Here is a 19,360-nt window from a genome sequence, read left to right as displayed (position 1 = left end):
CGAAATGCCCTTGTTAGAGCATCAGGCTCAGACCGCCGCGGCCAAATCCGGCTTTTCTCCCAACAAAGGCGTTTGCTGATCGGCCAGCCAGCGCGCCACCAACGGCCAGACTTCGGCCTGAGCGGCTTTGCTGACGAGCATTTCCACGTGACCGAAATTATCGCCAAAGCCCTGCTCGCGGCCAAGGTTGATGAATTGCTTGTGCTCGGAATCCACCTGATCGAACAGCTTGCGGCACGCCCACGCCGGATCCTGATGATCGCCGGCAGCGCTTACGGCCAGTACTGGCAATTGAACCTCGGCCAATCCCGCCCACCAGTCCTTGTCCGCATCGCCGAAGCGTCCGAACAGGCCATACCAGCGCATGCTTTCCAGGGCCAGGCCAATCGGCTCATCCTCCGGGCCGCGCTTGAGCCGTGAACCGGACAGCTGGGCGAAACGCTTGAGAATGAAGCGCCCGCTCCACTCCACCGGTGGAATTTTCAACGGCCAGTAAGTGCGACTGACCTGCGTACCGAAGAACGCCGCAGATGCGACCACAGGTTCGCCGATGTATTCGCCACCCAACGCCGCCGCCAGCGTGATGCCGCCCAGCGAGTGACCGATCCAGTGCGGGACCTGGCCGCTCTGCTCGCGCACAAAGGCGCCAATGGCCGGCAGATCGTAACGGGCGTAGTCGGCAACGCGGTTCTTGCGGTAGTTCTGATTGCGCTGGGACAGGCCGTGACCGCGCATTTCGGGAATCCAGACATCGAATCCCAGACGCGTCAGGTAGGCGCCCAGGCCAAGCCCTTTCGGCGAGAACCAGAACCGGCGATTGGAAAAGCTGCCGTGCAACAGAATCACCGGCACGCCACCGTGCGCGGGCTCGTCCGCCATGCCCAAACGGGTCACAGCCAACTCCACAGTGCCATCAGGACTGTTGCCGGGTTTCAGACGATAGACATCTTCGCTCAGATCGCCGCGCCGCTCGGCGCTGATCAGGGCGACAGGAAATAGGTTGCTGCTGCTTTGCATAATGCTCTTGCACAAAAAAGGGCGGCATACAGAGGAGCCCGCCCTACTTGAATCTCTAAAAAGGCCAGCCCGTGTAGGAGCGAGCCTGCTCGCGAAAGCGGTATATCAGCCGACACCCATGCTGGATGTCAGTCCGTCTTCGCCGGCAAGCCGGTCTCGCTCCTACAGGAAGCGGCCCTTTCACTCACACCATCAAGCCGGCGCTTGACCTTCAGCCAGGAAGAACCAGGTTTCCAGTACGGAATCGGGGTTCAACGAAACGCTTTCGATGCCCTGTTCCATCAGCCATTTGGCCAGATCAGGGTGGTCCGAAGGGCCCTGACCGCAAATGCCGATGTACTTGCCAGCCTTGTTGCACGCCTGAATCGCGTTGGCCAACAGCTTCTTGACCGCTGGATTACGCTCGTCGAACAGGTGAGCGATGATCCCGGAGTCACGGTCCAGGCCCAGCGTCAGCTGAGTCAGGTCGTTGGAGCCGATGGAGAAACCGTCGAAGAACTCAAGGAATTCTTCAGCGAGGATCGCGTTGGAAGGGAGTTCGCACATCATGATGATGCGCAAACCGTTCTCGCCGCGGGCCAGGCCATTTTCGGCCAACAGATCGATCACCTGGCTCGCTTCGCCCAGGGTACGGACGAACGGCACCATGATTTCAACGTTGGTCAGGCCCATCTCGTTGCGCACGCGCTTGATGGCACGGCACTCGAGCTCGAAGCAGTCACGGAACGCTTCGCTGATGTAACGCGAGGCGCCACGGAAGCCCAGCATCGGGTTTTCTTCTTCCGGCTCGTAGAGCTTGCCGCCGATCAGGTTCGCGTATTCGTTGGACTTGAAGTCCGACAGACGCACGATGACCTTTTTCGGGGTGAACGCAGCGGCCAGGGTGCTGATGCCTTCAACCAGCTTCTCGACGTAGAAGCCGACCGGATCGTCGTAACCGGCAATGCGTTTGTCGACGCTGTCCTTGATTTCCTGTGGCAGACCGTCGTAGTTCAACAGCGCTTTGGGGTGGACACCGATCATGCGGTTGATGATGAACTCCAGACGGGCCAGGCCCACACCGGCGTTCGGCAGTTGCGCGAAGTCGAAGGCACGATCCGGGTTGCCGACGTTCATCATGATCTTGAATGGCAGATCAGGCATGGCGTCCACGGAGTTTTTCTTGATGTCGAAGCCCAGTTCACCTTCGAAGATGTAACCGGTGTCGCCTTCAGCGCAGGACACGGTCACGCCCTGGCCGTCTTTCAACAGCTGGGTGGCGTTGCCGCAACCGACCACGGCCGGGATGCCCAGCTCGCGAGCGATGATCGCCGCGTGGCAGGTACGACCGCCACGGTTGGTGACGATGGCGCTGGCGCGTTTCATGACCGGCTCCCAGTCCGGGTCGGTCATGTCGGAGACCAGAACGTCGCCAGGCTGGACTTTGTCCATCTCGGACACGTCCTTGATGATCCGCACCTTGCCGGCGCCGATGCGCTGGCCGATGGCGCGACCTTCAACCAGCACGGTGCCGGTTTCTTTCAACAGGTAGCGTTCCATGACGTTGGCCGAGGTACGGCTCTTCACGGTTTCAGGACGGGCCTGAACGATGTAGAGCTTGCCGTCGTCGCCGTCTTTGGCCCATTCGATGTCCATCGGGCACTTGTAGTGCTTCTCGATGATCATCGCTTGTTTGGCCAGTTCGCTGACTTCGGCATCGCTCAGGCAGAAACGTGCGCGATCAGCCTTGTCCACGTCGATGGTCTTGACCGATTTACCGGCCGTGGCGACTTCGCCGTAGATCATCTTGATGGCTTTGCTGCCCAGGTTGCGACGCAGGATCGCCGGACGACCGGCTGCCAGCGTGCCTTTGTGAACGTAGAACTCATCCGGGTTCACCGCGCCTTGTACGACGGTTTCACCCAGGCCGTAGGCGCCGGTGATGAACACCACGTCACGGAAGCCCGACTCGGTATCGAGGGTGAACATCACGCCGGCGGTGCCGGTTTCGGAGCGGACCATGCGCTGCACGCCGGCCGACAGGGCCACCAGCTTGTGGTCGAAGCCCTGGTGCACGCGATAGGAAATGGCGCGGTCGTTAAACAGCGAAGCGAACACCTCTTTGGCGGCGCGAATGACGTTTTCGACACCACGGATGTTCAGGAAGGTTTCCTGCTGACCGGCAAAGGAAGCGTCCGGCAGGTCTTCGGCGGTGGCGGAAGAGCGCACGGCCACGGCCATGTCAGGGTTGCCGACCGACAGCGTAGCGAACGCAGTGCGGATCTCGGCGTTGAGCTTCTCGGGGAATTCGGCTTCCATGATCCATTGGCGGATCTGGGCGCCGGTCTTGGCCAGGGCGTTGACATCATCGACGTCCAGGGCGTCGAGGGCGGCGTGGATCTGATCGTTCAGGCCGCTCAGTTCCAGAAAATCACGATAAGCCTGAGCTGTCGTGGCGAAGCCACCGGGCACCGATACACCGGCACCTGCAAGGTTACTGATCATCTCGCCGAGGGATGCGTTCTTGCCCCCCACGTGCTCTACATCATGGACGCCGAGCTTATCGAGGGAAACTACGTACTCTACCAAGGTGATCTCTCCACTAACTGTGTTGGAAAAGCTCAGAAGCCGGCTGCTCGGGGGAGCATTTGCCAGCTGTATGGCCGGGACCTGGAAAATAAGTGAGAATGCGGGCCACTGGCGGCCGGCAAATCGCGCCTATCATATCCAAGAATGATCATTAGCTTAAGGCCCAAGGTGCAAATGAAACGATCTGCTTTCTTTATTTCCGACGGCACCGGCATTACAGCCGAAACCCTCGGCCAAAGCCTCCTGGCGCAGTTCGAAAACATTACCTTCAGCAAATTCACGCGTCCCTACATCGACAACGTGGATAAAGCGCGGGCCATGGTACAACAAATCAACAAAGCCGCCGAAAACGACGGCTTTCGGCCGATCATCTTCGACACCATTGTCAATCAGGACATCCGTGAGATCCTCGCAACGTCCAATGGTTTCATGATCGACATTTTCTCGACCTTTCTGGCGCCGCTTGAACAGGAACTGACCGAGCATTCTTCGTACACCGTCGGCAAGTCCCACTCGATTGGCAGCAACTCCAATTACATGGAGCGGATCGAGGCGGTGAACTTCGCCCTCGACAACGACGACGGTGCGCGCACGCATTATTACGACAAGGCGGACCTGATCCTGGTGGGCGTGTCGCGTTGTGGTAAGACGCCGACGTGCCTGTACATGGCCATGCAATTTGGCATCCGCGCGGCCAACTACCCGCTGACCGAAGACGACATGGAGCGCCTGCAACTGCCAGGCACCCTGCGTGCCCACCAGCACAAACTGTTCGGCCTGACCATCGACCCGGACCGCCTCACCGCGATCCGCAATGAGCGCAAGCCCAACAGCCGCTATTCGAGCTACGCCCAGTGCGAATTCGAAGTGCGCGAGGTGGAAAATCTGTTCCGCCGCGAGAACATTCCGCACATCAATTCCACGCATTTTTCGGTGGAAGAGATTTCGGCGAAGATCCTGGTGGAGAAAGGTGTGGAGCGGCGGTTCAAGTAGTTTTTTAGCGCCTGCCAGACCAGCTTCGCGGGCAAGCCTCGCTCCTACACTTGAATTCTGAAGCCATGCAGAACCGTGTAGGAGCGAGGCTTGCCCGCGAAGAACGATTACACGGTTTCAGTTAATGCCCCCACCAACGCCTCAAACCCTTTCAGCAACAACCGATCATCCCCCGCCGAATTACAAACACTTGCCCGAACAAACTGCGGCACCGCCCCATGCCCGACCGCAAACGCCTCGGCGGTGGAGATCAGATAATTATTCTCCTTGAGTTCGGCCGCAATCTGCGACGCCCGCCAAGGCTCAGGCACTTCAATCCAGAAGTGCGGACTATGGGGATGGGTTTTGTACGCCAAACCCTCCAGCAGCCCACTGATCAACGCCTTGCGCCGACCGATCTCAACAATTTGCTGGCCCAGCAACTGCTTGGCAATCCCGTTTTCTATCCACAGACTCGCCACTTCCAGCGACAGCGGGCTGGCCATCCAGCACGTCCCGCGCACCGCTGCGCTCAAGCGTCCGATCAACGGTTGCGGCGCATGCAGGTAACCGACCCGCAAACCTGCCGATACGGCCTTGCTCAAACTGCCGATCAGCACCGAGCGCTCCGGGGCAAAATAGCTGAGCGGTAACGGACGCTGTTGCGCCAGCACGGCATGGGCTTCGTCTTCGAAGATCAGCAAATTGTGCTGACGACACAGCTCTGCAATCGCCTCGCGTCGTGCGACGGACATCACTGCAGCCGTAGGATTCTGGATCGTCGGCGTGCAATACAGTGCTGAGACACGATGGTTGCGGCAAACCTCCTCCAGGGCATCGGGCATCAGCCCTTCATCATCCATCCCGGCACCGATGAGTTTTATCCCGAGTTGGCGTGCGACGCTGATCAGCCCCGGGTAGGTCAGGTGCTCCGTCACCAACGTATCGCCCGCCTTGAGCAACCCCATCAAGGCACACAACAGACCGTGTTGGCCGCCGTTCACGCAAACGATCTGCTCGGCGCTCGGGACAAATTCTTGATGGCTGAGCCATTTCGCGCCCGCCGCACGATAGCGTTGCAAACCGACATCGGCGGTGTAGCCGCTGATGTGTTGCAACGCCTCAGGATCTAGGGACAACGCTTGCAGGCTCTGACTCAAAAACAGCGCTTCCTGCCCCGGAATCGGTTGATTGCGGCTCATGTCGAAAAACGCCTGCGGTTCATCGCTGACATTGCGAAAGCCACGGTCCCGCGGTCGTTCCATCCCGCGCTGACGCACATACGTGCCATCTCCTACGCGAGCGACTACCAAACCCACACGTTCGAGTTCCCCGTAAGCACGGCTGATGGTGCCGATGGTCACTTGGAGGCTGTCGGCCAACAGTCGGTGAGGCGGTAATTTGCAGCCGGGCTCGATCAGCCCCTCGGCAATGCCTTTTCCGACAGCCTCAGCAAGGCGTTTGTATTTCACACCCAGACCGTTGACGAGGCCGTCGCGCAGGATTGACACCATGGCAATACTTGTTTTGACAGTCATTACAGTCCCGAATAGCGTGCTTAAAACAGGTCCAATCAGGGATAGACCTTTTGCGGATGAAGGTCAATTCCGACAACAACAGGAGCTCGATCATGTCCATTGCCGTCAGCGCGCCTTCAAGTACCGCAAAACCCTGGCTGGCCGCCCTGGTCACCAGCGTGTTGTTCCTGATCGTTTGCCTGAGCTGGGGCACGACGTGGCTCGGGATCAAGATTGCAGTTGAAAGTGTGCCGCCACTCACTGCCGCGGGGTTGAGGTTCCTGATCGCCTTTCCGTTGTTCCTCAGCTTTGCCCTGCTGCGCCGCGAACCGCTGCTGTTTCCGAAGGAAAGCCGCGGGTTCTTTGTCTTCGTCACGCTCTCGTACTTCAGCCTGCCGTACTACTTGCTCAACTACGGCGAGATGCACGTTTCGTCTGGTCTGACGGCGCTGCTGTTCAGCTGCATGCCGGTGTTCATCCTGATCTTTTCGGCGGTATTGCTGCGGGAGAAAATCTATCCCTCGCAAGTGATCGGCATCGCCATCGGGTTCGGCAGTCTGTTCATGATTATCCGCAGTCAGGGCTTGCACCTGGACCATGTCGAGTTCTTCGGGGTGCTGGCGATTCTGACCGCGGCGGTGATGCATGCGCTGTGCTACGTGGTCACCAAGAAGCAAGGCAGTGCGATCAGCGTGATTACTTACAACACGCTCCCCATCGGCCTGGCCGGTTTGATGCTGTTTGTGGCGGGGCTGCGCTTTGAAGCTCCGGTGTTCGATAACATCACCGCACGTTCGTGGGGCGCCCTGCTCTATCTGGGGCTAGTGGCGTCGGTGGGCGGGTTTATCGTTTACTTTTTGCTGCTCAAGCGACTGAGCCCGATCATTCTGTCGTTTGTGTTCATCATCTTTCCGGTGTTCGCGGTGATCATCGGTGCCTGGTATGAGGGGCAAAGTCTGACACGGGAGTTGATGGGGTATTCGGCGGTGTTGCTTACTGGGTTCGCCATCACCAAGTTGCCGGTCGATAAATGGCTCAACGGCTGAACACGATCCTGTAGGAGCCAGGCTTGCCGGCGAAGGCGCCCTCAAGTACGCCTTCGCCGGCAAGCCTGGCTCCTACAGGGTTTTGTTTAGATCACGAACAGGTCGACAAATCGGTTCACCGGAGTGGCTTCAAGCTTCGCTTGGTCCTTACACAACGCAAAAATCTCGGCGCTGCGCTGCGCGGTAAAGCGCGTCGCCAGGTTGGCCTTGAACTTGTCTTCCAGCAGCGCAATCCCGGCGGCACGGCGTCGACGATGGCCGATCGGATACTCCACCAACACGTTCTCGGTGCTGGAGCCGTCCTTGAAGAACACCTGCACCGCGTTGGCAATCGAGCGTTTGTCGGGTTCCAGGTATTCGCGGGTATAACGCGGGTCTTCGACGATAACCATTTTTTCGCGCAGCACGTCGATGATCGGATGCGCCGCGTGGAAGTCGTCCTCGTACTGCTCGGCCACCAGATTGCCGAACGCCAGCGGCACGGCAGTCATGTACTGAAGGCAATGGTCACGGTCCGCGGCGTTGGCCAGCGGGCCGACCTTGGAGATGATGCGGATCGCCGATTCGTGGGTGGTGATGACGATTTTGTCGATTTCGTGCAGGCGATTTCTGACTTGCGGATGCAGGGTGACAGCGGCTTCGCAAGCGGTTTGTGCGTGGAACTCGGCCGGAAAGCTGATCTTGAACAGCACGTTCTCCATCACGTAGCTGCCGTACTTTCGGGAGAAGCTGAACACGCGTTTGTCTTCAAGCTTGAGCGCCAGATCGTTGTTGGTGTGGCTGAACAATACGTCGTAAAAGCCCCACTGTTTGGCGGTCAGCACGCCGGGAATGCCCATCTCACCGCGCATCGCAATGTCCGCCAGACGCACACCGCGACTGGACGCATCACCGGCCGCCCAGGATTTACGCGACCCGGCATTCGGCGCATGCCGGTAAGTGCGCAGCGCCTGACCGTCGGCGAAGGCATGGGACAACGCGGACAACATCTGCTCGCGATTGGCGCCCATCAGCTTGGCGGTGACAGCGGTCGAGGCGACTTTCACCAGGATGACGTGATCGAGGCCTACACGATTGAAGGAGTTTTCCAGCGCGATCACGCCCTGGATCTCGTGGGCCATGATCATGGCTTCGAGTACCGCGCGAACGGTCAGCGGTGCGTCGCCATTTGCCAGGCGTTTTTGCGACAGGTGATCGGCCACCGCGAGAATGCCGCCGAGGTTATCGGACGGATGCCCCCACTCGGCCGCAAGCCAAGTGTCGTTGTAGTCGAGCCAGCGGACGATGCAACCGATGTCCCACGCCGCTTTGACTGGATCGAGACGGTAAGGGGTGCCGGGGACGCGAGCGCCGAACGGAACGACGGTGCCTTCGACGATCGGGCCAAGGTGTTTGGTGCATTCGGGGAAACGCAGGGCCAGGAGACCGCAGCCGAGGGTGTCCATCAGGCAGTTGCGGGCGGTGTCCAATGCTTCTTGGGATTCAATTTTGAAGGTCAGGACGTAATCGGCGATGTCCTGCAGGACCGTGTCGTAGTCGGGTCGGTTGTTCAGGTCGACGTTGGCGCTCATGTTCGATTCACTCTTGAAGTGGTTCGTTGATGGGACCTCGGTTCAGGTTAAATCTCAGTCGGTTACTACTTTCTTATTTTGAAAATGGAGATCAAATGTGGGAGCGGGCTTGCTCGCGAAGGCTGACTGACATCCAATATTGACGTCGACTGACCCACCGCTTTCGCGAGCAAGCCCGCTCCCACCGAGTTTTGTATTTATCTCGGGATCCGGGTTAGAAAGAATCACCCGGCACACGAACAAACCCTTCCATCAACACCCGCGCACTGCGGCTCATGATGGCCTTATTCACGGTCCATTCACCGTTCACCTGGCTGGCTTCAGCACCCACGCGCAAGGTGCCGGACGGATGCCCAAAGCGCACAGCATTGCGTTCGATACCGCCCGCCGCAAGATTCACCAACGTGCCGGAAATCGCCGCCGCCGTACCGATCGCCACCGCCGCCGTGCCCATCATTGCGTGATGCAACTTACCCATCGACAACGCGCGCACCAGCAGGTCGACATCACCCGCCGCAATCGCTTTGCCACTCGAAGCAACGTAGTCCGCAGGCTTGGCCACGAAGGCAACCTTCGGCGTGTGCTGACGCTTGGCCGCTTCGTCCAGATCCTTGATCAAGCCCATGCGCAACGCGCCGTAAGCCCGAATGGTTTCGAACATCACCAACGCTTTCGGATCGCTATTGATCGCGCCCTGCAACTCGGTACCGGTGTAACCAATGTCTTCGGCGTTGACGAAAATCGTCGGGATGCCGGCATTGATCATGGTCGCCTTGAAGGTCCCGACACCCGGCACCTCCAAGTCATCCACCAGATTCCCGGTGGGGAACATCGAACCGCCGCCGCCCTCTTCTTCCGCTGACGGGTCCATGAATTCGACCTGCACTTCGGCGGCGGGAAAGGTCACGCCGTCGAGTTCGAAATCACCGGTTTCCTGCACTTCACCGTTGGTGATCGGCACGTGGGCAATGATGGTCTTGCCGATGTTGGCCTGCCACACGCGAACCACGGCCACACCGTTGTGCGGAATGCGGCTGGGGTCCACCAGACCATTGCTGATGGCGAACGAACCGACAGCGGCTGACAGGTTGCCGCAGTTGCCGCTCCAGTCGACGAAAGGCTTGTCGATGGAGACCTGACCGAACAGGTAATCGACGTCGTGATCAGCCTTGATGCTTTTCGACAGGATCACGGTTTTGCTGGTGCTGGACGTCGCGCCGCCCATGCCGTCGATTTGCTTGTCGTACGGGTCGGGGCTGCCGATCACGCGCAGCAGTAATGCATCGCGAGCCGGACCGGGAATCTGTGCAACTTCGGGCAAGTCTTTCAGGCTGAAAAACACGCCTTTGCTGGTGCCGCCGCGCATGTAGGTGGCGGGGATTTTGATTTGAGGTACGTGAGCCATTGGTGCTCCTTCATAGCGGGCAAGGGACTTGAAATCCCCTGCCCGCAAAGCGTGTTTTAGACGGCGACCGCCGACTCTTCGAGGAAGTCCTGCGCGAAGCGCTGCAACACGCCACCCGCCTCGTAGATCGACACTTCTTCGGCGGTGTCGAGGCGGCAAGTCACCGGCACTTCAACGCGCTCGCCGTTCTTGCGGTTGATCACCAGTGTCAGGTCGGCGCGCGGTGTGCGCTCACCGATCACATCGTAGGTTTCGCTGCCGTCGATGGCCAAGGTGTGACGGTCGGTGCCCGGTTTGAACTCCAGCGGCAACACACCCATGCCCACCAGGTTGGTGCGGTGAATGCGCTCGAAACCTTCGGCGGCAATCGCTTCCACACCCGCCAGACGCACGCCTTTGGCCGCCCAGTCGCGGGACGAACCCTGACCGTAGTCGGCGCCGGCAATGATGATCAGCGGCTGCTTGCGCTCCATGTAGGTTTCGATGGCTTCCCACATGCGCATAACCTGGCCTTCCGGCTCGACGCGAGCCAAAGAACCCTGTTTGACCTTGCCGTTTTCCTGAACCATTTCGTTGAACAGTTTCGGGTTGGCGAAGGTTGCGCGCTGCGCCGTCAAATGGTCGCCCCTATGAGTCGCGTAAGAGTTGAAGTCCTCTTCCGGCAAGCCCATTTTCGCCAAGTATTCGCCGGCGGCGCTGTCCAGCATGATGGCGTTCGACGGCGACAGGTGATCAGTGGTGATGTTGTCCGGCAGCACCGCCAGCGGGCGCATGCCCTTGAGCGGACGAGCGCCCGCCAACGCGCCTTCCCAGTACGGCGGACGGCGGATGTAAGTGCTCATCTCGCGCCAGTCGTACAACGGCGTCACTTTCGGGCCGGTGTCTTCGTGGATGGCGAACATCGGAATATAGACCTGACGGAACTGCTCCGGTTTGACCGAGGCTTTCACCACCGCGTCGATTTCTTCGTCGCTTGGCCAGATGTCTTTCAGGCGGATTTCCTTGCCGTCGACCACGCCCAGCACATCTTTTTCGATGTCGAAACGGATGGTCCCGGCGATGGCGTAAGCCACCACCAACGGCGGCGAAGCCAGGAACGCGTTCTTGGCGTACGGGTGAATCCGGCCGTCAAAGTTACGGTTGCCGGACAATACCGCCGTGGCGTACAGGTCGCGATCGATGATCTCTTGCTGGATCACCGGGTCCAGCGCGCCGGACATGCCGTTGCAGGTGGTGCAGGCAAAAGCGACGATGCCGAAACCGAGTTGCTCCAGTTCGCTGGTGAGGCCGGCTTCGTCGAGGTACAGCGCGACAGTTTTCGAACCTGGCGCCAGGGAAGATTTCACCCAGGGTTTACGGGTCAGCCCGAGCTTGTTGGCATTGCGCGCCAGCAGGCCGGCGGCGATCACGTTGCGCGGGTTACTGGTGTTGGTGCAGCTGGTGATGGCGGCGATGATCACCGCGCCGTCCGGCATCTGGCCGGGCACTTCGGTCCACTGGCCGGAGATGCCTTGGGCAGCGAGGTCCGAGGTCGCGACGCGAGCGTGCGGGTTGCTCGGGCCGGCCATGTTGCGCACCACCGAGGACAGGTTGAAGGTCAACCCACGCTCGTATTGCGCGTTCTTCAAGCTGTCAGCCCACAGGCCTGTGGTCTTGGCGTAGTTCTCGACCAGCTGCACTTGCTCATCTTCGCGGCCAGTGAGTTTGAGGTAGTCGATGGTTTGCTGATCGATGTAGAACATCGCCGCCGTGGCGCCGTATTCCGGGGCCATGTTGGAGATGGTTGCGCGGTCGCCGAGGGTCAGCGCGGCGGCGCCCTCACCGAAGAATTCCAGCCATGCGCCGACCACTTTTTGCTTGCGCAGGAACTCGGTCAGCGCCAGCACCATGTCGGTGGCGGTGATGCCCGGTTGCAGCTTGCCGGTCAGTTCAACGCCGACGCTTTCCGGCAGACGCATCCACGATGCGCGGCCGAGCATCACGCTTTCCGCTTCCAGACCACCGACGCCGATGGCAATCACGCCCAACGCATCGACGTGCGGGGTGTGGCTGTCGGTGCCGACGCAGGTGTCGGGAAACGCCACGCCGTCGCGCACCTGGATCACCGGAGACATTTTCTCCAGGTTGATCTGGTGCATGATCCCGTTGCCCGGTGGAATTACATCAACATTCTTGAACGCTTTTTTGGTCCAGTTGATGAAGTGGAAACGGTCTTCGTTGCGACGGTCTTCGATGGCGCGGTTCTTCTCGAACGCCTCCGGGTCGAAACCACCGCGCTCGACGGCCAGGGAGTGGTCGACGATCAATTGCGTCGGCACCACCGGGTTCACTTGCGCCGGATCGCCACCTTGCAGGGCGATGGCGTCACGCAGGCCGGCGAGATCGACCAGCGCGGTCTGGCCGAGAATGTCGTGGCACACCACACGGGCCGGGAACCACGGGAAGTCGAGGTCGCGTTTGCGCTCGATGAGTTGCTTCAGGGATTCGGTGAGCGTGGCCGGGTCGCAGCGACGCACCAGGTTTTCCGCCAGCACGCGGGAGGTGTACGGCAGAGTGTCGTAGGCGCCAGGCTGGATGGCCTCGACAGCCGCGCGGACGTCGAAATAATCCAGATGGCTGCCGGGCAGCGGTTTGCGGAATTCAGTGTTCATCGTCAGGACTCGGTCACGGTGGTTACAAAAGGTGGGGCCTGGCACAGTCCTGAATTGAAACCGTCCCCTGTAGGAGCGAAGCTTGCTCGCGAAAGCGGTGTATCAGTCGACATCAATCTTGAATGTCAGTCCGTCTTCGCGAGCAAGCTTCGCTCCTACAAGGGCTTTCGGTTCCTTCAGTTGCCAGCGTCAGCCCACACCATTCAGCGTTGTTCGATTGGCACGAACTTGCGCTGTTCGACGCCGACGTACTCGGCGCTCGGGCGGATGATGCGGTTGTTGGCACGTTGTTCGAACACGTGCGCCGCCCAGCCGGTCAGGCGCGAGCAGACGAAAATCGGTGTGAACAACTTGGTCGGAATGCCCATGAAGTGGTACGTCGACGCATGGTAGAAGTCGGCGTTCGGAAACAGTTTTTTCTGCTCCCACATGGTCTTGTCGATGGCTTCGGAGACCGGGAACAACACCGTGTCGCCCACCTCGTCAGCGAGTTTTTTCGACCAGCCCTTGATCACCTCGTTGCGCGGATCGTTGTCCTTATAGATCGCGTGGCCGAAGCCCATGATCTTGTCCTTGCGCTCAAGCATGCCGAGGGTGCCTTTGATCGCCTCTTCCGGCGAGCTGAAGCGCTCGATCATTTCCATCGCCGCTTCGTTGGCGCCGCCGTGCAGCGGACCGCGCAGCGAACCGATAGCCGCCGTGACGCAGGAATACATGTCCGACAGGGTCGAGGCGCATACCCGTGCGGTGAAGGTCGAGGCGTTGAACTCATGTTCCGCGTAGAGAATCAGCGAAACGTTCATCACTTTGACGTGCAACTCGCTCGGCTTCTTGTCGTGCAGCAAGTGCAGGAAGTGACCGCCGATGGATTGCTCGTCGCTCACGCAGCTGATGCGTTTGCCGTCGTGGCTGAAGCGATACCAGTAACACATGATCGCCGGGAACGCGGCCAGCAGGCGGTCAGTCACGTCGTGTTGTTCGGAGAAGTCTTTCTCCGGTTCGATGTTGCCCAGGAACGAGCAACCGGTGCGCATCACGTCCATCGGGTGGGCGTCGGCGGGGATGCGCTCCAGCACTTCTTTCAGCGCTAGCGGCAGGTCGCGCAACTTGCTCAATTTGCTCACGTAAGCGGCGAGCTGTGTTTTGGTCGGCAGTTCGCCGTAAAGCAGCAGGTAAGCCACTTCTTCGAATTGCGCGTCAGCCGCCAGTTCGCGGACGTCGTAGCCGCGATAGGTCAGGCCGGCGCCCGACTGGCCCACGGTGGACAGAGCGGTTTGCCCGGCAACCTGGCCACGGAGCCCGGCGCCACTGAGTACTTTTGCTTCGGCCATTGCTGTCTCCAGTTTTCTTGAATTTGTTAGGGAAACTTGTAGGAGCGAAGCTTGCTCGCGAAGACGGACTGCCATTCAATATTAATGTCGTCTGATACACCGCTTTCGCGAGCAAGCTTCGCTCCTACAGGGGCTTTCATTACTTCTTCGCGGCGAACAACGCATCGAGCTTCTGCTCGAAGGTGTGGTAGTCGATGCGATCGTAAAGCTCCATACGGGTTTGCATGGTGTCGATAACGTTCTGCTGGGTGCCATCGCGACGGATCGCGGTGTAGACGTTTTCCGCCGCCTTGTTCATCGCGCGGAACGCGGACAATGGGTATAGCACCAGCGACACGTCGGCAGCGGCGAGTTGCTCGGTGGTGTACAGCGGCGTCGCGCCGAATTCGGTGATGTTGGCCAGGATTGGCGCCTTCACGCGACTGGCGAACAGCTTGTACATGTCCAGTTCAGTGATGGCTTCCGGGAAGATCATGTCGGCGCCAGCCTCGATGCACGCCGCGGCGCGATCCAGTGCAGATTCTAGACCTTCCACCGCGAGGGCGTCGGTGCGGGCCATGATCACGAAGCTGTCATCGGTGCGCGCATCGACGGCAGCCTTGATCCGGTCGACCATTTCCTGCAGGGACACGATCTCTTTATTAGGACGGTGACCGCAGCGCTTGGCGCCGACCTGGTCTTCGATGTGAATCGCCGCCGCGCCGAACTTGATCATCGACTTGACGGTGCGCGCGACGTTGAACGCCGAGGAGCCGAAACCGGTGTCCACGTCCACCAGCAGCGGCAGGTCGCACACGTCGGTAATGCGACGAACGTCGGTCAGCACGTCATCCAGGCCGGTAATGCCCAGGTCCGGCACGCCGAGGGAGCCGGCAGCCACCCCGCCACCCGACAGGTAAATAGCCTTGAAACCGGCGCGCTTGGCCAGCAGCGCGTGGTTGGCGTTGATCGCGCCGACCACTTGCAGCGGATGTTCGCTGGCGACCGCATCGCGGAAACGCTGGCCTGGAGTGCTCTTGTTGGAACTCATGACTCACCTCGTTCAGTGGCTGTCGGGTTAGCGCCGTCCTGGTAGTGACGGGCGATATTGCGTTTGGAGGCGCCGATGTGGCGGCGCATCAACAACTCGGCTAGCTCACCGTCACGGTCGGCGATGGCGTCGAGAATTCGGTGGTGCTCGGCAAAGGCCTGGTGCGGACGATTGGGCGTGGTGGAAAACTGGATGCGGTACATGCGCACCAGTTGATAAAGCTCGCCGCAAAGCATCTGCGTCAGGGTGCGGTTGCCGCTGCCCTGGATAATTCGGTAGTGGAAGTCGAAATCGCCTTCCTGCTGGTAATAGCCTCTGCCCGCCTGGAACGCCTCATCGCGCTCGTGGGTTTCGAGGACCCGGCGCAGCTCATCGATTTCTTCGACGGTCATGCGCTCGGCCGCCAGACGGCAGGCCATGCCTTCGAGGGATTCGCGAATCTCGTAGAGCTCCAGCAGCTCGGCATGGCTCAGCGAAACCACCCGCGCCCCGACGTGCGGTACACGAACCAGCAGGCGCTGGCCTTCCAGACGGTGTATCGCCTCGCGCAGCGGCCCGCGGCTGATGCCATAGGTGCGCGCCAGCTCCGGCTCGGAGATCTTGCTGCCTGGGGCGATCTCGCCCTTGACGATGGCCGCCTGAATGCGGCGGAAGACGTTTTCGGACAGCGTCTCCGAATCGTCTTGCGTAACCACCGGGGGATCGAGTTGATCCAGCATATTGTCGACACCTTGAAAGCCAATGCCGCAAAAACTAGCGAAAGCAGGCGCAACAGTCAAAGAATAAATAGAGAGTGTCGACAATCGTCTAATAACCACATACGACTGTAGGAGCGAGCGGTGCGGCGATCCGACTTGCCCGCGAAAACGGACAACGCAGTGATTCAGGCTGAACGCGCTATCGTTCTTCGCGAGCAAGCTTCGCTCCTACGGACTCAAAGGCTTATAGCCCCCCGCCAGCGCTGGCGCCATAAACCCACCGTGCTAGAATGCCGCCCGCATTTGTTTGTGACATCTGCACTGCTTGTCATAAATAGTTGATAGGCATACGAGGGAGCTTGTGCAGCGATGCCAGGGCCTTGAATCGAAGTACGGACCGCTGCGCACCAGGATTTATGAGACTCAAGCCCTTCCCCACATTCCTTTACCTTCTTTGCCTGCCCGGTTTCGCCGCGGCGGGGGAAAAGACCGTGTACGGCCTCAACGAGTACGCTTCCCTGGACGGCATCGACCTGGAAGTCGCCGCCAAACTCGACACCGGGGCGAAAACCGCGTCCTTGAGTGCCCGCGACATCAAACGCTTCAAACGCAATGGCGAGTCCTGGGTGCGCTTCTATCTGGCCATCGACACCGCGCATTCGCACCCCATCGAACGGCCACTGGCCCGCGTCAGCAAGATCAAGCGTCGTGCCGGCGACTACGACCCGGATGAAGGCAAGAAGTACACCGCCCGTCCGGTGATCGAGCTGGATATCTGCATGGGTTCGGCTTTACGCAGCATCGAAGTGAACCTAACTGACCGAAGTGCCTTCCAATACCCGCTCTTGATCGGCTCCGAAGCATTGAAACGCTTCGACGCGCTGGTCGACCCCAGTCTTAAATACGCTGCTGGCAAACCCGCCTGCGCCACCGACGCACATACCGCAGAGTAATTCCCATGCGCTCTCTTACCCTTCACCTGAAATTCCTGATCGCTATCCTGGTGGTGCTGGGCATTTCAGTTACGGCCTATCAGATTTTCGTACTCGGTATTCCCGTGACCGAAGACGCCACCGACGACTTGTGGAACATCGACGCCAAGGTCGAGTTCGTCGCCAGTGCCAAAGACCCGGTCAAGATCCAGATGTTCGTGCCGCCGCTGAGCCGCGATTACGTGAGCCTCAACGAGAGTTTCATTTCCAATAACTACGGCGTGGCCGTGAACCGTGTCGACGGCAACCGCAAAGTCACCTGGTCGGCGCGCCGGGCCAAGGGCAATCAGACCCTTTATTACCGCCTGGTGCTGACCAAGCGCTACACCGGCGAAAAATCCAAGGTCAAGGGCCCGACCTTCCGCGACAGCATCGCCGTCGAAGGCGCAGAAAAAGTCGCTGCCGAAGCGCTGCTCGCGCCGATCCGTCAACACTCGGCCGACGTCGAAACCTTCATCGGCGAAGCCATCAAACGTGTCAACAATCTCAACGACGAAAACGTGAAGCTGTTGCTGGGCGGCGATCCGTCCCCCGGCCACAAGGCGAAAATCGTCGAGCTGGTGCTGTCCATCGCCCACGTGCCGGTAGAAAAGGTCCACACCATCCGTCTGGTGACCGACCAGCCGCAACTGCCGGAACTCTGGCTGCGCAGCTTCAACGGCACCGACTGGCTGTACTTCAACCCGGAAACCGGTGAACAGGGCCTGCCGACCGACCGCCTGCTGTGGTGGACCGGTGACGAAAACCTGATCACCGTCGATGGCGGCAAGAAAGCCAACGTGACGTTCAGCTTGAACAACAGCGAAATGAACGCCATTCGCCTGGCCAAGCTGACCGACGAAAACACCGACGCCAACTTCCTCGAATACTCGCTGTACGGTTTGCCGCTGCAAACCCAGCAGACCTTCATGATCATGGTGATGATCCCGATTGGCGTGCTGGTGATCCTGATCCTGCGTAACCTGATCGGCTTGCAGACCCTCGGCACCTTTACCCCGGTGCTGATCGCCCTCGCCTTCCGCGAAACCCAGCTCGGCTTCGGGATCGTGCTGTTTACGGTCATTACGGCGCTGGGGCTATCACTGCGTTCCTACCTTGAGCATTTGAAACTGCAAATGCTGCCGAGGCTGTCGGTGGTGCTGACCTTTGTGGTGGTGCTGATCGCGGCGATCAGCCTGTTCAGCCACAAACTCGGGCTGGAGCGCGGGTTGTCGGTGGCGCTGTTCCCGATGGTGATTCTGACCATGACCATCGAACGCCTGTCGATTACCTGGGAAGAACGCGGTTCCGGGCATGCGATGAAAGTGGCCATCGGTACGCTGTTCGCCGCCTCCCTGGCGCACCTGATCATGAGCGTTCCGGAGCTGGTGTACTTCGTGTTCACCTTCCCGGCAATCCTGTTGATCCTGGTGGGCTTCATGCTGGCGATGGGTCGTTATCGCGGTTACCGCCTGACCGAACTGGTGCGCTTCAAGGCTTTCCTGAAGAAGGCTGACGCCTGATGTTCGGCTTCTGGAAGACCTGGAAGGCCCTGGAAGCCCGGGGCATCATGGGGATCAATCGGCGCAACGCGGACTACGTGCTCAAGTACAACAAGCGCAGTCTGTACCCGATCGTCGATGACAAGATCATCACCAAGGAGCGCGCGATCAAGGCCGGCATTCATGTGCCGGAACTGTACGGCGTGATCTCCACCGAGAAGGAAATCGATAACCTCGACAAGATCATCGGTGAGCGCAACGACTTCGTGATCAAACCGGCCCAGGGCGCGGGCGGCGACGGCATCATTGTGGTGGCCGACCGTTTCGAGGGCCGCTATCGCACGGTGTCCGGCAAGATCATCGGCCATGAGGAACTCGAGCACCATATCTCCAGCATCCTCACCGGCCTGTATTCCCTGGGTGGTCACCGCGACCGCGCACTGATCGAATACCGGGTGATCCCGGACCAGATTTTCAAAAGCATCAGCTACGAAGGCGTGCCGGACATCCGCATCATCGTGCTCATGGGCTATCCGGTGATGGCCATGCTGCGCTTGCCGACGCGCCAGTCCGGTGGCAAGGCCAACCTGCACCAGGGCGCCATCGGCGTCGGCGTCGACCTCGCGACCGGGCAGACGCTGCGCGGCACCTGGCTAAACAACATCATCACCAAACACCCGGACACCACCAACGCCGTGGACGGCGTGCAACTGCCCTACTGGGACGGTTTCATGAATCTCGCTGCCGGCTGTTATGAGCTGTGCGGGTTAGGTTACATCGGTGTCGACATGGTGCTCGACCAGGAAAAGGGCCCGCTGATTCTTGAGCTTAATGCCCGGCCCGGGTTGAACATTCAGATTGCCAATGATTGCGGGCTGACGCTGCGCACGCATGCGGTTGAAGCGCGGTTGGAAGAATTGAAAGCACGCGGGATCACCGAGACGGTGCGCGAGCGAGTGGAGTTTGTTCAGGAGATGTTTGGGCATATTCCTGCGGTTGAGGGTTGACCTGTGTCGAGGGGATTTATCCCCGCTGGACTGCGCAGCAGGCCTGATTCTGGGGCCGCTTCGCTGCCCAACGG

General features: G+C 59.8%; 14 protein-coding genes. 5 read left to right on the top strand and 9 right to left on the bottom strand.

Features of this window, described 5'->3' with window-relative positions; translation table 11 throughout:
• Window positions 1–27: 27 nt before the first annotated feature.
• Together EYC95_RS26700 and ppsA are read right to left on the bottom strand one after the other, a co-directional pair.
• Window positions 28–1,017, bottom strand: coding sequence for an alpha/beta fold hydrolase (locus EYC95_RS26700; protein WP_131062996.1), 990 nt, complete (start codon window positions 1,015–1,017; stop codon window positions 28–30).
• A 192-nt stretch (window positions 1,018–1,209) separates the two neighbouring features.
• Complete coding sequence (gene ppsA / locus EYC95_RS26695) at window positions 1,210–3,585, bottom strand: phosphoenolpyruvate synthase (RefSeq protein WP_131062995.1); 2,376 nt, start codon at window positions 3,583–3,585, stop codon at window positions 1,210–1,212.
• A 174-nt stretch (window positions 3,586–3,759) separates the two neighbouring features.
• Between ppsA and EYC95_RS26690 the strand changes: the two genes are divergently transcribed.
• A complete protein-coding gene (locus EYC95_RS26690) occupies window positions 3,760–4,578 on the top strand; it encodes a pyruvate, water dikinase regulatory protein (RefSeq protein WP_131062994.1) in 819 nt (272 codons plus the stop codon).
• A gap of 107 nt (window positions 4,579–4,685) precedes the next feature.
• On the opposite strand, the gene EYC95_RS26685 is transcribed toward EYC95_RS26690, so the two are convergent.
• Entirely contained in the window at window positions 4,686–6,095 is a 1,410-nt protein-coding gene (locus EYC95_RS26685) for a PLP-dependent aminotransferase family protein (protein ID WP_131062993.1), read from the bottom strand.
• A 137-nt stretch (window positions 6,096–6,232) separates the two neighbouring features.
• Between EYC95_RS26685 and EYC95_RS26680 the strand changes: the two genes are divergently transcribed.
• Window positions 6,233–7,120, top strand: coding sequence for a DMT family transporter (locus tag EYC95_RS26680; protein WP_165557511.1), 888 nt, complete (start codon window positions 6,233–6,235; stop codon window positions 7,118–7,120).
• An 86-nt stretch (window positions 7,121–7,206) separates the two neighbouring features.
• On the opposite strand, the gene prpD is transcribed toward EYC95_RS26680, so the two are convergent.
• From prpD to EYC95_RS26650, 6 genes are all read right to left on the bottom strand, one after another.
• Window positions 7,207–8,691, bottom strand: coding sequence for a 2-methylcitrate dehydratase (gene prpD / locus EYC95_RS26675; protein ID WP_131062991.1), 1,485 nt, complete (start codon window positions 8,689–8,691; stop codon window positions 7,207–7,209).
• Window positions 8,692–8,905: 214 nt separating this feature from the next.
• Window positions 8,906–10,096, bottom strand: a complete 1,191-nt coding sequence (gene prpF, locus EYC95_RS26670; RefSeq protein ID WP_131062990.1) for a 2-methylaconitate cis-trans isomerase PrpF — start codon at window positions 10,094–10,096, stop codon at window positions 8,906–8,908.
• A 56-nt stretch (window positions 10,097–10,152) separates the two neighbouring features.
• Window positions 10,153–12,747 (bottom strand): Fe/S-dependent 2-methylisocitrate dehydratase AcnD, encoded by a 2,595-nt coding sequence (gene acnD / locus EYC95_RS26665; protein ID WP_131062989.1) that lies wholly within the window; start codon window positions 12,745–12,747, stop codon window positions 10,153–10,155.
• 203 nt (window positions 12,748–12,950) lie between these two features.
• Window positions 12,951–14,078 carry a 2-methylcitrate synthase gene (gene prpC / locus EYC95_RS26660; RefSeq protein ID WP_131062988.1) on the bottom strand — a complete coding sequence of 376 codons (1,128 nt, stop codon included), beginning with the start codon at window positions 14,076–14,078 and terminating at the stop codon, window positions 12,951–12,953.
• Between the two features lie 139 nt (window positions 14,079–14,217).
• Window positions 14,218–15,108: a methylisocitrate lyase gene (gene prpB / locus EYC95_RS26655; protein ID WP_008146328.1), complete on the bottom strand. Its 891-nt coding sequence runs from the start codon at window positions 15,106–15,108 to the stop codon at window positions 14,218–14,220.
• Complete coding sequence (locus EYC95_RS26650; protein WP_131062987.1) at window positions 15,105–15,827, bottom strand: GntR family transcriptional regulator; 723 nt, start codon at window positions 15,825–15,827, stop codon at window positions 15,105–15,107. Before EYC95_RS26650 ends, prpB begins: the two co-directional genes overlap by 4 nt.
• 395 nt (window positions 15,828–16,222) lie before the next feature.
• On the opposite strand from EYC95_RS26650, the gene EYC95_RS26645 reads away from it, so the two are divergent.
• From EYC95_RS26645 to EYC95_RS26635, 3 genes are read left to right on the top strand one after another with little or no spacing between them, the layout of a single operon-like run.
• Entirely contained in the window at window positions 16,223–16,759 is a 537-nt protein-coding gene (locus tag EYC95_RS26645; protein ID WP_131062986.1) for an ATP-dependent zinc protease, read from the top strand.
• A gap of 5 nt (window positions 16,760–16,764) precedes the next feature.
• Window positions 16,765–18,300: an inactive transglutaminase family protein gene (locus EYC95_RS26640; protein WP_131062985.1), complete on the top strand. Its 1,536-nt coding sequence runs from the start codon at window positions 16,765–16,767 to the stop codon at window positions 18,298–18,300.
• Complete coding sequence (locus EYC95_RS26635) at window positions 18,300–19,286, top strand: alpha-L-glutamate ligase-like protein (RefSeq protein ID WP_131062984.1); 987 nt, start codon at window positions 18,300–18,302, stop codon at window positions 19,284–19,286. The genes EYC95_RS26640 and EYC95_RS26635 overlap by 1 nt, the downstream gene beginning before the upstream one ends.
• The last annotated feature ends 74 nt before the right edge of the window (window positions 19,287–19,360 follow it).

This window comes from Pseudomonas sp. BGI-2 (assembly GCF_004310295.1).
Classification (GTDB): domain Bacteria; phylum Pseudomonadota; class Gammaproteobacteria; order Pseudomonadales; family Pseudomonadaceae; genus Aquipseudomonas.
The sequence above is the reverse complement of the archived record's forward strand: the minus strand, read 5'-3'. Positions and strand labels throughout refer to the sequence as shown.